11 protein-coding genes and 2 pseudogenes are annotated in these 14,407 nt (G+C 54.9%); 4 read left to right on the top strand and 9 right to left on the bottom strand.

Annotated features, from left to right (window positions below; all coding sequences use genetic code 11):
* Positions 1-12 precede the first annotated feature (12 nt).
* Positions 13-1,023, top strand: a complete 1,011-nt coding sequence (gene gap / locus ABLU96_RS12785; protein ID WP_064406359.1) for a type I glyceraldehyde-3-phosphate dehydrogenase — start codon at positions 13-15, stop codon at positions 1,021-1,023.
* Between the two features lie 291 nt (positions 1,024-1,314).
* Here the strand turns inward: gap and ABLU96_RS12780 are convergent, their stop codons facing one another.
* Positions 1,315-2,286, bottom strand: a complete 972-nt coding sequence (locus tag ABLU96_RS12780; protein WP_014229168.1) for a hypothetical protein — start codon at positions 2,284-2,286, stop codon at positions 1,315-1,317.
* 621 nt (positions 2,287-2,907) lie between these two features.
* A complete protein-coding gene (locus ABLU96_RS12775; protein WP_014229167.1) occupies positions 2,908-3,675 on the bottom strand; it encodes an arylamine N-acetyltransferase in 768 nt (255 codons plus the stop codon).
* Between the two features lie 38 nt (positions 3,676-3,713).
* Here ABLU96_RS12775 and ABLU96_RS12770 point away from each other — a divergent pair, with 38 nt between their 5' ends.
* A complete protein-coding gene (locus ABLU96_RS12770) occupies positions 3,714-5,210 on the top strand; it encodes a PLP-dependent aminotransferase family protein (protein WP_064406356.1) in 1,497 nt (498 codons plus the stop codon).
* Positions 5,211-5,297: 87 nt separating this feature from the next.
* Here ABLU96_RS12770 and ABLU96_RS12765 read toward each other — a convergent pair.
* The 5 genes and pseudogenes from ABLU96_RS12765 to ABLU96_RS12745 all read right to left on the bottom strand — a co-directional run.
* Positions 5,298-5,435: pseudogene (locus tag ABLU96_RS12765) on the bottom strand (RNA polymerase sigma factor); the annotation flags it as partial.
* A gap of 22 nt (positions 5,436-5,457) precedes the next feature.
* On the bottom strand, positions 5,458-6,006 hold the full coding sequence (locus ABLU96_RS12760) for a tetratricopeptide repeat protein (protein ID WP_046877254.1): 549 nt from the start codon (positions 6,004-6,006) through the stop codon (positions 5,458-5,460).
* A gap of 111 nt (positions 6,007-6,117) precedes the next feature.
* A pseudogene (locus ABLU96_RS12755) lies at positions 6,118-6,264 on the bottom strand (cytochrome b); the annotation flags it as partial.
* 298 nt (positions 6,265-6,562) lie between these two features.
* The gene (locus ABLU96_RS12750; RefSeq protein WP_025107943.1) at positions 6,563-7,309 is read right to left on the bottom strand and encodes an SDR family NAD(P)-dependent oxidoreductase; all 747 of its coding nucleotides are present in this window, start codon (positions 7,307-7,309) and stop codon (positions 6,563-6,565) included.
* A 70-nt stretch (positions 7,310-7,379) separates the two neighbouring features.
* Positions 7,380-8,069, bottom strand: a complete 690-nt coding sequence (locus ABLU96_RS12745) for a YafY family protein (protein WP_025107944.1) — start codon at positions 8,067-8,069, stop codon at positions 7,380-7,382.
* A gap of 283 nt (positions 8,070-8,352) precedes the next feature.
* Between ABLU96_RS12745 and ABLU96_RS12740 the strand changes: the two genes are divergently transcribed.
* Together ABLU96_RS12740 and ABLU96_RS12735 are read left to right on the top strand one after the other, a co-directional pair.
* The gene (locus ABLU96_RS12740) at positions 8,353-8,973 is read left to right on the top strand and encodes a histidine phosphatase family protein (protein ID WP_064406354.1); all 621 of its coding nucleotides are present in this window, start codon (positions 8,353-8,355) and stop codon (positions 8,971-8,973) included.
* 248 nt (positions 8,974-9,221) lie between these two features.
* Positions 9,222-9,701 (top strand): Rrf2 family transcriptional regulator, encoded by a 480-nt coding sequence (locus ABLU96_RS12735; protein WP_004121015.1) that lies wholly within the window; start codon positions 9,222-9,224, stop codon positions 9,699-9,701.
* A 63-nt stretch (positions 9,702-9,764) separates the two neighbouring features.
* Here the strand turns inward: ABLU96_RS12735 and oqxB are convergent, their stop codons facing one another.
* Both oqxB and ABLU96_RS12725 read right to left on the bottom strand, forming a co-directional pair.
* Positions 9,765-12,917: a multidrug efflux RND transporter permease subunit OqxB gene (gene oqxB / locus ABLU96_RS12730; protein ID WP_049082234.1), complete on the bottom strand. Its 3,153-nt coding sequence runs from the start codon at positions 12,915-12,917 to the stop codon at positions 9,765-9,767.
* 24 nt (positions 12,918-12,941) lie between these two features.
* A complete protein-coding gene (locus ABLU96_RS12725; protein ID WP_032720794.1) occupies positions 12,942-14,117 on the bottom strand; it encodes an efflux RND transporter periplasmic adaptor subunit in 1,176 nt (391 codons plus the stop codon).
* Positions 14,118-14,407: the final 290 nt, after the last annotated feature.

The following is a 14,407-nucleotide window of genomic DNA, read 5'->3' as shown; positions in this document are numbered from 1 at the left end:
AAGGAGTTAATCATGGTAAAGGTCGGTATTAACGGTTTTGGCCGTATTGGACGCAACGTACTGCGCGCTGCACTGGGCAATTCGGATATTCAGATTGTGGCGATCAACGATTTGACGGACAGCAAAACGCTGGCGCATCTGCTAAAATACGATTCGCTGCTCGGTAAGCTCGACGCGGACGTTACCGCCGGTGAAGGGCAGCTTGTGGTTGACGGTAAACCCATAACCGTATTCAGCGAACGCGACCCGGCCAATATCCCGTGGCATCAGCGTGAAGTCGATATCGTCATTGAAGCCACCGGATTCTTCACCGATCGCGACAAGGCGGCGGTGCATATCCACAGCGGTGGCGCAAAGCGCGTGATTATCTCCGCCCCCGGCAAAAACGATGATTTAACCATCGTGATGGGCGTTAACGATAGCCTCTACTCCCCGGATAAACACTTCGTGGTCAGCAACGGTAGCTGCACCACCAACGGTCTGGCGCCTGCCGCGCAGGTTCTGCACCAGCATTTCGGTATTAAGCACGGCTTAATGAACACCACCCACGCCTACACCAACAGCCAGGCCCTGCACGATCAGCCGGAAAAAGATCTGCGTGGCGCTCGCGCCGCCGCGCTGTCGATAGTGCCTTACTCCAGCGGCGCAGCGAAGGCGCTGGGCAAAGTTATTCCTGAGCTGGATGGCCGCTTAACGGGATACTCGCTGCGCGTCCCCGTGCCGGTGGTGTCCATTGTCGACCTGACCGTGACGCTGGCGCGAGAGGTGACGGCCGAAGAGGTGAACAATGCCTTTCGCGAAGCCGCCGCGGCGGGGCCGCTAAAAGGGATCCTCGGCTATAGCGATGAACCGCTCGTCTCCAGCGATTATCAGGGTGACCCGCGCTCGTCGATTATCGACGGTCTGTCAACACTGGTGATTGGCGGCAATATGGTTAAAATTCTGGCGTGGTACGACAATGAATGGGGCTTCTCTAACCGCCTCGTTGACCTGGCGCTAATGATGGCAAGGCGTGAGCGTTAATTCACTGCGGGTGTTATTGCTAGTTGACATCACTCTGTCGCGGAGAGCTTCCCTGGTGACGCGCAGCAGGCTCCTCTGAGCGCCTGATAAAAAGCATAAATGCCCTCGAAGGGCATTTATGCTTTAGCGGTAATGTGCGAGGGTCAGTATTTACTTAACCACTATTCCTGCGGGGCCGGAAAATAGTCAGTGCACAAATAGCGCGATTAAAATAATGATAGGGATTGGCACACCCAGAAAGAAAAGCAATATTGAACGCATAGGTTCCTCCCGTATAATGAGTATTAGACGTTATAAATCACGCTGACGGCCGCCATAGGTGGCACAGAGACTGGCAACAAAAGCGCCAATTAACAGAGAAATAAATGACCACAGAGTGACGTAGCTGGTGGTTTTTCTGGCAGCGTCTGCGGCCTGCTGCGCTTTATCTTTTGCCTCTTTCAAATTAGCCTGGGCTTTATCATAAACCGCCTGTACCCGCTGCTCGGCCTCTTGCTGACTGATGCCGGTATTCTGAGAAACCAGCTGCGCCACATAGGTCAGATCATCCTTGGGAAGCGCGCCAGAATAAATACTGTTAGCAAAAATGCCCGTCACCTCGGCTAATTGAGCGGGTGACTCCGCCTTTGGCGGCGCCGGCTGATTCATGGCCATAACATCATTGCCCGATGCGTTGCTGTTACCTGCCGGAGTGGAGCCGCTAGCCCTGAACAGCGAGCGGGTAAAATATTCCATCGATGACTTCGATAACATCGATGATCCCTCCCCCGCGTTATTCACGGCGGTTGCCGTCGCGCCCCCGGCAACGGAACCAATGACTTTTGCGCTGCCGCCGATGAGTGAACTGATGGTGGTGGTTAAAAGGACGGCTGATACCAGCAGCGCCACCGCCCACGTCAGAAAGCCATGCGCCGTATCGCGGAAATAGATTTCATTGGTATGCGTATCAACCCATTTAGTCCGAAGCCGTCCGGCCAGATATCCCCCCATTCCTGACGCCACAATTTGGGTAAACGTCAGCCAGGCGATGGCGGCAATACCGACGGTACCCGCCGCAAGACCTTGATTTTCCCAGGGAGAGATTGAGGTGAGGCCTAATCCGGCGCCAAGCATGAGCAGCATAAGCGCCAGCGAGGCGGCAGCGGCGGCGCCTGCAAATATCGCCCCCCATGAAACCGCGCTCGCGCTGTTTACAGCAGCCGCAGGCAAGTGCCTGGCCGCTTCCTGACTGCTTATATTGGTAGAGTCGTAGATATTCGTCATTTACGTTGTCCTTTGAAATAACTCAATTAGCCCGGTGTCGTTTTACACAAACGTCCAGAGCAGGAATTTACCTGCCAGACCCAGGGCAATATCGAGCGGGATAATTATCGTCAGCAGCTATCACCCGCTGCTTAAATTTTGGGCATTCGACACAGAGCCAATTATCTAAATTAATACGAACGAGCAGTGTATGAATTTAATCAACAATTTGATTTTAGTAGATGATTTTATTTTAACCATTCTTTATCGCCAAAAATATTGCCGCATAGCTGTAACTACTTGTTAGCAATGAATTTCCAGACGCAGGGGATTATGAGGCGAAAATATGTACTACGGATACGGATTGGCCAGCTCAGATAGAATTATCTTATTTTTGTAGTGGTAATTAACTGAATAGCCTTGTTTATTAAAAGTGGCGTTAGTTTTTTATTTGCATTATCTGCTATTTCATATACCCGCCGGCAACGTAAATAATCGCCCGCTGCTGATATCGCAGCAGATGAACAGATTGAGAGAGGCACGGGGAAGCGGTCACTCCCGCCTCATGGCGATCGCGATGGCTCCCCCGGCATCCCTGCTTCATGCCCGTTCCGCCCCGGACTCATTGGCCCTTTTGATTAATTAGCGGGCAGATAACGCAAAGCGCTGCTCAAGTACATGCGCAATCTCATCGTCTTCCAGCCGCTGCTTTTCTACCCGATCCGCGGTAATGCTCTTGAGCGTATTGCCCAGCAGAATAAAGCGCCCCTCGGGCTGATGCTGTATAACCAGCAGCTTTTGTACAAAGACCGCGTCGGGGTGCGTGGAGTTAAGGAAATTGGCCGGAGCAAAATCAATCCATTCCTGAGGTGACAGGTCAAAACCGTATTGGTTGGCCCAGCTTCCCTCAACTTTTGCCTGCAGCAGATAGTCGCCGTGCGCATCGCGGCTAAGCCGGAACGTATCGAAATCCTGGATAATGTCCGTATCAAGTTCATCCAGGGCCAGCGGCGCGCGAATACCGTAGCTCCCAAAGCCAAGGTCGCAAAGCCACTGACGGCCCTCGACTTCCGCGACGACCGCCATATGGGTTTTAGGCCGGCGCGCGGGATAAAACATGGGCCGCGCCGCGACAAACCGCCAGGCAATGCCCAGCGCTTCCAGCGCCATGGTAAACAGCCCGTTGAGTTCATAGCAGTAGCCGCCCCGTCTCTGCCGTAAGAGCTTGTTGGCAATATCATCGGGCTCCATCGACACGATTTTACCTGCCTGTACGTCCAGATTTTCGAAGGGGATGGCAAAGAGCTGGTGACGCATGAGCGCGTGTAGCGTTGCGGTATCCGCTGCCGCAGGCCCGCTATAGCCTATGCGGCGGAAGTAAAGTGAAAGGTCAAAACTGTCGCTGTGCATGTGATTTCCCCGGCTGGTTGGTGTGGAACACACTATAGATGGCGCCCCGCTTCGCCTGTATAGTCAGATTTATCAAAAAGCAGACTATACAGATGACGATGTCCGAAATATCCCCGCCGACGCCCCACTACCGCCGTATAGCCGATATGCTGCGGCTGACGCTTGCTTCAGGCGCTTTACGGGCAGGAGATCGCATTATCTCCGCGCGTAAACTGGCCGAACGCGAACAGGTCAGCCTCCCCACGGCCCTGGAAGCGCTGCGTTATCTTGAGGCGGAGGGCCTGATTATCGCGCGACCGCGTTCAGGCTATTTTGTCCGCCAGCCAGCCGCCTCCGGAAACGAACAGCGCGCTGCCTCTTTGCCCGGGCCGGTGCCGGTGACAATGTCCGCCATTGCCCGGTCGCTGTTCGGTAGCGCTGAAGCGCGTCTGGTGCCGCTTGGCGCCGCGCTACCCGATCCCGCCTGGCTTCCCGTGGATGCACTACAGCGGGCGCTGCACACCGCCGGTCGTCGGCTTGATGCGCGCGGGCAGAGCTACAGCCTGCCCCCGGGAAGAGCGGACCTGCGCAGAAAGATTGCCGCACGCGCTGCGCAGTGGGGCGCTCTTTTTGGCGCGGATGACCTTATCATTACGGCAGGCGCAACCCAGGCGCTACGTCTGGCGCTCCGCGCGGTATGCCAGCCTGGCGATGCTGTCGCGATAGAGCAGCCCGCCTACTTCGGCACGCTTCTGCTGCTGGAAGATCTGGGTCTGAAGGCGTTACAGATCCCCACAGACCCGATTGAAGGCTTATTGTTGGCGCCCCTTGAAGAGGCTATCCAGCGCCACCGCCCTGCGGCCGTGCTTGCCTCACCCACGGTGCAAAATCCGCTGGGTGCCAGCATGCCCGTGGCGCGCAAACAGGCGCTGGTGGCGCTGCTCGCCGATAAGGGCATCCCGCTCATTGAGGACGATGTGTATGGCGATCTGGCCGGTGGCGCCCAGCGTCCGCCCGCGTGTAAAGCCTTCGACAGGGACGGAAATGTGATTTATTGCAGTTCGCTGTCGAAAACCCTGGCGCCGGGCTGGCGAATTGGCTGGATTGCTGCCGGACGCTACCACTCCGCGGTATTGCAGGCCCGCATGGCCGGAGAATGGGCAGGCGCGCCGCTGATTGAAGCCGCGGCAAACGAGATCCTCGCCAGCGGCGATTACGACAGGCACCTGCGGCACCTGAAGCTGCGGATTGCGGAAGGTATGCGCGCCATCATCACCCGAGTTGAAGCCTGCTTCCCACCGGGCACGCGCGTCGCGGCTCCGGAAGCCGGCTTTTTGATTTGGGTACAACTCCCCTCCAGGATAGATGCGCTGGAGGTACATCGTCGCGCACTCGCCCTGGGCATTGGCGTCAGTCCGGGGCCGCTGTTTTCCCCGGGCGCGGCGGAACTGCAAAACTACCTGCGCCTGAACGGTGCGAATGAACCCACCCCCGCGCTTTTGCATGCCGTTGAACAGCTCGGTATCGTATGCCACGAATTGGCCAGGGAACATTGACAGCGGCTATTGCCCGGGGCCGGTCAATTGGAGATAAAACCAGGATAGGGTAACCAATCGGGACGGGCAACGTGTCGGCCGCCTCCTCGGGGTGAACCGCGCGCTTTTTTCAAGCGCGCGGACACAGGCAGACTGAACCAGCTCTTCGACAACCAGAACCAGCCCATAGCGCCACAGGCGTGTCAGATATGCAGCAAGATGCTGACGGACGCCGCTGGTCGTAATTTTTTTATCCTCATACTCTTATTCAGGACTCAGCATGACCGTCGATCGCTGCCTGAAGATCCCGGTACTCCTCGCAGCTATGGCCGCACAGCGTGGCGATAGTTTTCAATTGCTCTTTTGCCAGGTCAGGACGGCCTTTCGCCAGCCATGCTTCACCAAGGTATTCACGTACTTTGGCATAGGTCGGATCGAGCGCGATTGAACGCTGATAGTAGCCGATGCCCTCATCGGTACGGCCCAGCTTACGCGTGGCATAGCCCCGGTAATTCCAGGCTTCCGCGGTATCGCCATTTTTCAGGGTGTTGAGCAGGTCCAGGGCCGCCTGGTACTCCCCTTTTTTGGCCAGATGATAGGCATAACGCGTTTTGTCTTCATCGCTGAGCTGGCTTGTTTTTTCAGGGACGCACTGTTTTTTCGTGCTGTCATACACCTGTCCGCTGGGGCAGTCCGGCGTTTTGCTATTGGTACTATTGTCACCTGCGGCCAAAACCGGCGTGGTCAGCAGAGCAAACACCACGGGCAGCAGCAGACGTTGATTAATGGCGGAATGTAAAAACGACAACGTGTTCATAGTGAACTCCGGGTTAACGAAAAGAACGGCAAGGCAGCATACGACGCGGTATGCTGTCCCGTAGCAGATAGTGAGGGAAAAGCGCGCAGCAAATATGACCGGCCCGCCGCTTTTTTTCAGGGGCGTTCCCCGCTCCAGCGGCTCCCGGATATGTGCGCTTGCAAACAGGAAAATGACATTGGCTGCGGTGACCCAATGCCGTGCCAGGGTAAAACTATCGCGGCACTGTTGTGTTAGCGGTTGCGTTGTTGCAGTCATAAATGATGACTCCATCAGTACGTTGATGATGAGTTAACGCCACAACCTTTTAATCTATTCGATAAAAAATACGTTTTTTCGTTTTTTATCGCCGGGCTCAGGTACGATCCTTCTTCGCGCCCTCGTATGAGTATATATCCCCGTTTATTCCTTCACATTTCTGGCGACGCAGCGAAGAGGAGTATCTTGTCGCCAAATATCAGTGATAGCCAGCGCCGGGCTGACGCTGACGGAACGGCCCGGCATGCCCCTGGCCTCTGACGCGGTAAAACGGAGGCTTAAAAACCTAACGGGAATGTCACTCAGCTAAAAAACCACCATCAATGGGATAAACGCCTCCGGTACAGAACGCTGATTTATCTGACAACAAAAACAATATGAAGTCTGCGATTTCCTGCATTTTTGCCATCCTTTTCATAGGGTGGCTATTTGCGAAACTGCGTACGATATTTTCAGGGAATTCGCTTATTCGTGGGGTTTGGACATAGCCCGGAGCGACGGCATTGATGCGAATGCCTTGACATGCAAACTCCAGCGCTGCGGTTTGGGTTAAACCAATTATACCATGCTTAGCGGCGGTGTAAGGCGCCAGCCCAGGAATGCCAACCAGACCATTTACTGCAGATAAATTAACGATAGCGCCCCCCATCTTCATCATCTGAGGTATCTCGTATTTTAGGCAGTAAAAAACGCTGCTCAATGAGGTGGCAATGACCTTATCCCAGTTTTCAACTGTCTGCTCTGTTATCTTTTTACCATGCTCACCTGTTATGCCTGCATTATTGACAGCATAATCAAGCCTGCCAAAATAGTTGATAACGTCATCTATCATTTGCCGTACTTGTTCGGGCTGTGACACATCGCATCCGATCCCCATTGCTGGTTGTCCCTGTGAAGACAATTGTTTCGCTTTTTGTTTCGCCTCCTCTGACGAGCGGGATACAATGACGACCTTCGCGCCATGTTTGTGTAACTGCTCTGCGACTGCCTCGCCTATACCTGCAGTGCTGCCGGTGATAACAGCCACTTTATTTTGAAAATTCATAATCCCCCCTATGACGTAGCATTGAGTCTTACATCTGAGGAAGTATACAAATTCGCAGTGACAGTTTTTGTCAGTACTCTTTCTCCGGGCCGATCCCCTCTTTCATTCTCCATTTATTCAATAAAACTAACCTGCTTTCACTATACCTGGAATCCAGCGGCACAATGCCTTGTATTTTGTCCGTTCTAAAATGACGGAAATCCTTTCTCATTTCACACCATGCAACCAAAAGCCAGCATGACTCCATATATACCAATGCGATGGGCCATATGACTCGAGAAGAGTTAACATTGCTCTTATCACAATACTTTATTTTGATCCTCTTTCGTTTTTTAATCGCATTACGCAAGTCTTCAAAAAACACCTCATTCTTTTCTGTGGGACCGGTCAGATAGGATTGACTCTCAATAAGATTTTTTAATTCGCCGGGAATAACGGCATGTATTTTGGCAAGCGCATTCCTTGCGTTTTTTTTGAAATCATTATCCGTATTATGAGAAACCCAATTAAGCCCAAGTATAATAGCATTGATTTCTTCATGAGAAAGATTTAAGGGCGGTAAATGAAAGTCAGACTTAACGATATAACCAATTCCAGCCCCCCCTTCAATGCACACGCCTTGCTGCTGTAGCGTTTTTATATCTCTGTAAAGGGAACGCACGCTTATTTCTAATCTTTCTGAGAGAGCGGATGCCGTGATCGGATATCTTTGCGCCCTTAATATCTGTAGTAATTCGAGAAGCCTTTCTGTTCTGGTCATGCTGATAAATCCATCTTGATCCTGAGACGATATCTTAACGCCTCTGTTGGATAAATATCTTAGTATAAAGCAAACGTACATGCTTAAGCTGAGTGGTTCCCCGTTGTTTAATACACCGCGACAGGACATAGGGTGAGTTTGGTAGGCAGTGCTTTGTGCCAGAAGCGGACATTATCGCTGGATAATATCCAGAAACCGGCTTCAAACGTTCACCATGCTACACTTTCGCCCTGAATCAGATAAACAAACGGGTAGTCACGTTGGATAACGGATCTCAAATACGATGAAAGTGATATGGGTGAGGCATGCAGAAACCGAGTGGAATCATAGAGGGATTATTCAGGGGCGTCGCGACAGCTTCGTAACCCACCGCGGTATGCAAGAAACAGCGGCGTTACTGACAGCGCTGACGAAAGAGGCATATCCGATAGAATGTGTTTACAGCTCCCCGCTTGGGCGCGCCTTGCACATGGGGCTGAAGCTGTCTGAAGGTCTTGGCTGCCCATTAAAAGTTGAAGAATCTCTTAAGGAACAGTCGTTTGGTTGCTTTGAAGGGATATCTTTTGAGCACTTCAGGCGAGACAATCCGCGTGATGCAGATGCGTTGCTCGCCCTTGATGCAGCCTATTGTCCCCCGGAGGGAGAGTCGTTAGCCCAGGCGACTCGACGCGTGATAAATTTCTTACGACACCTGCAAAATACCAATGAACATCAGATCGTCTGTGTTGTTTCTCACGGGCATGTCAGTCAGGGCGTGCTGGCGTTACTTAAAGAGGGGACTCTCGATAACTTCTCTCGCTATGCTCACCCCAATGCGAGTTACTCTGTTTTCGATTTTACGGACGGCAAATGCGCCGCGCTCAGATGGGGGATGGCTACCCACCTCATTCAACTTCAACGATAAACGCCCATTAAGACCCCGGGGGTCCTGTGTGCCCGAGCGGGTATTAAATGCTGATACATTTTTCATCAGTGCCTCACGCCATGGCGTGAAGCGTCGGCTGGTCCCGCTCTCACTCACGCTTTTTTACCTGGTGGGAAAAGCGCAGATTGCTTCAAAAAAATTACCGTATTTGGTATATTGTTGTTTATTGCTTACTCACCTCTGCGGTGCCAAAAAGAACAAGATTCACCGCTACCCAGGATAAGAAAATGTTAGATTACCGCTTCCCGACAGCTTTGCAGATGGTTCTCAGCGTAGCAATGGCGGAGCAGTTGGGTGAACGTTCGACGAGCGCGATTCTGGCCTACGGCCTGGAAGCGAACCCGAGCTTTATCCGCAAACTCATGGTTCCTCTCACCCGTGACGGCATTATTGTCTCAACGCTTGGCCGCAACGGCTCTATTCATCTTGGCCGCCCGGCGGAAGAGATCACCCTGCGCGATATCTACGTCTCCGTTATCGAAGATAAAAAACTGTGGGCGTCGCGCCCTGACGTCCCCGCCCGCTGCGTGGTCAGCGCAAACGCGTGCTGGTACTTCAAATCTATCGCCGATGAAGCGGAGCAGGCTTCGCTACAGGTACTGGCACGCCACACCGTGGCAAGCGCGCTGGAAGAAGTGAAAAAAGCCGATACCAGCGGGTGCGATCCGGTGCCTGAACTTATCGCCAAATATAAAGAAGCCCATTAATTTTCCTTGAGCGAAAAAAAACCGCCTTCACAGTGAAGGCGGTTTTTTGTTATCTGCCGCACCCTACGCCGGCGAAACGTCCTCGACTGGTTTACCGCGCGTCACGAATTTACGCAGCGTCACGTAAAACACCGGGGTCAGGAACAGACCAAACAGCGTCACCCCCAGCATCCCGGAGAACACCGTGATCCCGGTAACGCCGCGCACTTCCGCGCCCGCGCCGTGACCGAGGATCAGCGGGATGGTCCCGGCAATAAAGGCGATAGAGGTCATCACAATCGGGCGTAAACGCAGGCGACACGCCTCCAGCGCCGCTTCCATGATCCCTTTCCCCTGGATTTCCAGCTCGCGGGCAAACTCCACGATTAGAATCGCGTTTTTACAGGCCAGCCCCATCAGCACCACCAGCCCCACCTGTACGAACACGTTGTTATCGCCGCCGGTCAGCCAGACGCCAAACAGCGCGGAGAGCATCGTCATCGGCACGATAAGAATCACCGCCAGCGGCAGCGTCCAGCTTTCATACAGCGCCGCCAGCACCAGGAACGCCAGCAGCACCGCCACCGGGAAGACGATCAGCGCCGTATTGCCCTGCGTGGCCTGCTGGAAGCTCAGATCCGTCCATTCGATATTCATCCCGTTCGGCAATATCTGGCCGGACATCTTCTCCAGCTGCGTCATCGCCTGCGAGGAAGAGAGTACGCGCGGATCGGCATCGCCAATCAAATCCGCCGCCGGATAGCCATTGTAGCGAATCACCGGGTCCGGCCCGTAGGTTGTGCTGATATTCACCATACTGCCGATTGGCACCATTTCGCCCTGATTATTCCGCGTGCGCAAATTGGCAATATCCTCCACGCTTTCGCGGAACGGGCCGTCAGCCTGCGCCATCACGCGCCAGGTCCGCCCGAACTGGTTAAAATCATTGACGTAAGACGATCCCAGATAGGTTTGCAGCGTACCAAACAGATCGGTGAGCGACACACCCTGCGCTTTCGCCTTATCACGATCGACCTGGACATCCAGCTGCGGCACGTTCGCCTGGTAGGTGGAGATCGGGAAGTGCATCCCCGGCGTCTGCATAATGGTACCGGACATCGCGTTTACCGCGCTTTGCAGCGCACCATAGCCAAGACCTGCCCGGTCCTGAATATAGAGCGAATAGCCGGAACCCTGGCCGAGCCCTAAAATCGGCGGAGGCAAAATAGAGAAGCCAAAGCCCTGCTGGATTTGCGCGATTTTCGCGTTGATCTCAGCGTTAATTTCCGCCGCCGAATGTTTACGCTGGTCGAACGGCTTCAGGCCAAAGAAGACCGTTCCGGTATTCGGCGTATTGGTGAACTGCAGCGCGTTAAGCCCCGGAAACGCGACCGCGTAATCCACGCCTTCGGTATTCATCCCGATTTCGCTCATTTTACGGATCACCGCATCGGTGCGCGCCAGCGAAGAACCTTCCGGCATTTTCACGCCGCCGATTAAATACAGTTTATCCTGCGTCGGTATAAATCCGCCGGGTACCGCTTTAAACATGACGCCCGCCGCGCAGAGCAGCAGCACATAGACCACAAACACCGCCCCGCGTCGTCCGAGCGTTTTTCCCACCAGCCCCTGATAGCCGTTCGAGCTGCGGTGGAAAAAGCGGTTAAACGGACGGAAAATCCAGCCGAAAAGACGGTCGATAAGCCGGGTCGGGAAGTCTTTCGGCGCGCCGTGCGGTTTTAGCAGCAGCGCGGCCAGCGCCGGAGAGAGCGTCAGCGAGTTGATGGCGGAGATCACCGTGGAGATGGCGATCGTCACCGCAAACTGCTTGTAGAACTGGCCGGTCACGCCCGAGAGAAACGCCATCGGCACAAACACCGCGCACAGCACCAGCGCAATGGCGATAATCGGGCCGGACACCTCACGCATCGCCTGATGCGCCGCGGCGAGCGGAGCCAGCCCTTCCTCGATATTTCGCTCGACGTTTTCCACCACCACGATGGCATCATCCACCACGATGCCGATGGCCAGCACCAGCCCGAACAAGCTCAGGGTATTCAGCGAGAAGCCCAGCAGGTAGAGAATGCTGAAGGTACCCACAACCGAAACCGGCACCGCGATCAGCGGAATAATCGACGCGCGCCAGGTTTGCAGGAACAGGATCACCACCAGCACAACCAGCACCACCGCTTCCAGCAGCGTTTGCACTACCGCGCGAATGGAATCGCGAACAAATACCGTCGGATCGTAAGGCGCCGCCCATTTCATATCCTGCGGGAAACGCTTCGACAGCTCGTCCATTTTGGCGCGCACCGCGTTAGACAAATCGATGGCGTTCGCCCCCGGCGACTGGAAGATACCAATCCCGACCGCGTCTTTATTGTTCAGCTGGGAACGCAGCGCATAGCTGCCGGAGCCCATTTCGATACGCGCCACGTCGCGCAGGCGGACGACCGTACCGTCCTGCGTTGTTTTCAGGACAATATTGCCAAACTCTTCTTCGGTATGCAGGCGCCCCTGGGCGTTAATGGAGATCAGGAAGTCGCTCTCTTTCGGCAGCGGCTCGGCGCCAAGCTGCCCGGCGGAAACCTGGACGTTCTGCTCCTGCATCGCCGTGACCACATCCGACGCGGTCAACCCGCGCGCCGCCACCTTGTTGGGATCGAGCCAGACGCGCATCGCGTATTCGCCCGAGCCAAAAATCTGAATTTGGCCGACGCCGGGCAGGCGCGCCAGTTCATCCTTCACCTTCAGCGTGGCGTAGTTACGCATATACAGGGAATCGTATTTACCGCCGGGCGAAAACAGATGCACCACCAGCGTCAGCGTCGGCGACTGTTTCTGGGTGGTGATCCCCAAACGCCGCACATCTTCCGGCAGACGCGCTTCGGCCTGCGATACCCGGTTTTGCACCTGAACCTGCGCCTGATCGGGATCGGTACCCGGACGGAAGGTTACGGTGGTCACCAGTACGCCGTCAGAACCGGCGACGGATTTCATGTACATCATATTTTCAACGCCGTTGATCGCCTCTTCCAGCGGCGTCGCCACGGTCTCGGCAATCACTTTCGGGTTGGCGCCCGGATACTCCGCGCGCACCTGCACGCTGGGCGGTACGACGTCAGGATATTCGCTCACCGGCAGCAGCGGGATGGCGATTAATCCGGTGATAAAAATCAGAATCGACAGAACGGCGGCAAAAATCGGCCTGTCGATGAAAAAACGGGAAAAGTCCATGGGTTGGATTCTCAGGTCAAGGGATCAGTTGAGGGCGGTGCTGGCGGTCATGGCCACGGTTTTCGCGTTAACCGGCATGCCCGGCATAAACACTTTCTGTAGACCATCGACGATGACTCTGTCGCCCGGCTTCAGCCCCTGCTGCACGATGCGCAAACCGTCGGCCAGACGGCCCGGCGTAATATCACGGCGCTGCGCTTTACCCTCTTTATCAACGACATAAACATATTTGCGATCCTGATCGGTCAACACCGCTTTATCATCGATAAGCGTGGCGTTGAATTCCGCGCTGCCCGGCAGGCGGACGCGGGCAAAGAGACCCGGCGTGAACTGACGCTGCGCGTTATCCAGCAGCGCGCGCATCCGGATCGTGCCGGTGCTCGGCGTTAACTGATTATCCAGAAAATCCACTTTGCCCTGATGGGGGTAGCCCTCTTCGCCAACCAGGCCAATCTCCACCGGCAGCGCCAGATGATTGCTGGACGCGCCCTGCCCGCTGCGGGCGAGATTTTGATAATGGAGGTAGGTCGACTCGTCCACGTCAAAGTAGACGTAAACCGTCTTCTGCGACACCAGCGTGGTGAGCACGCTGGCGCTGTCGCCGGCGGTGACGAGGTTACCGCTGGTGATCAACGCCCGGCTGGCGCGGCCATCGATAGGCGCGGTCACTTTGGTGAAGTCCAGGTTAAGCTGCGCGGCGTCGACTGCCGCCTGGGCGGCGCGAATGTCGGCCTGCGCCTGGGTGGCCGCGGCGCGACGCTGCTCCCACTCTTCGCGGGAGACCAGGTTGGTATTGACTAATTTATCGGTACGGTTAGCCTCGCTTCGCGCCAGGCTGGCCTGCGTTTTGGCTCTCGCCAGCGTCGCCTGCGCCTGTTCCAGCGCGGCGCGATAGGTTCTGTCATCGATAGTGAACAGCACCTCCCCCTTTTTCACCTCCTGGCCGTCGGTGTAATTCACTTTGTCAATGTAGCCGGAGACGCGGGGTCGCAGCTGGACGCTTTCCACCGCTTCAATCCGACCGTTAAAGCTGTCCCACTGACTAATGGATTTGACGACCACATCAGCGGCGCTGACGGCGGGCGCCTGCGGCGCGGCGTTTTGCGCGACGCCCTCATCGCATCCAACGAGGAGCGCCGAGAGCAGCATCACGCCCGGCACAGTCAGATGAAAGTTACCCCAGTATTTTTGCAGGCTCATTATTTTTATTCCGGTATTGGTAGCCGCCGGGCAAGACGCAGCGGAAGACACCGCGCCACTTCCTTTGTCCGGGCTGGCTTAAGGCCATTTGTGTCGTTCATCGCCACAAAATTGTAACAGTTGCGAATACACTATCGCGGCGATTGTAGGAAGGCGCTAAATTTAGTGCAAGAATAATTGTTGCACTTTATGTGCTATTCCTGGCGCCTAAAAATGGCGCGTTTCCGGCATGGATTTAAATGCAACAATAAAACTTGCAATTAGTGCAAAAACGGGCCACCTTTAAATGC

It is taken from the genome of Klebsiella sp. CN_Kp106 (assembly GCF_040064575.1).
In the GTDB taxonomy this organism is placed as follows: Bacteria; Pseudomonadota; Gammaproteobacteria; order Enterobacterales; family Enterobacteriaceae; genus Klebsiella; species Klebsiella michiganensis.
Note: the sequence above shows the minus strand (reverse complement) of the source record. Positions and strands in the feature narration are given on the sequence as shown.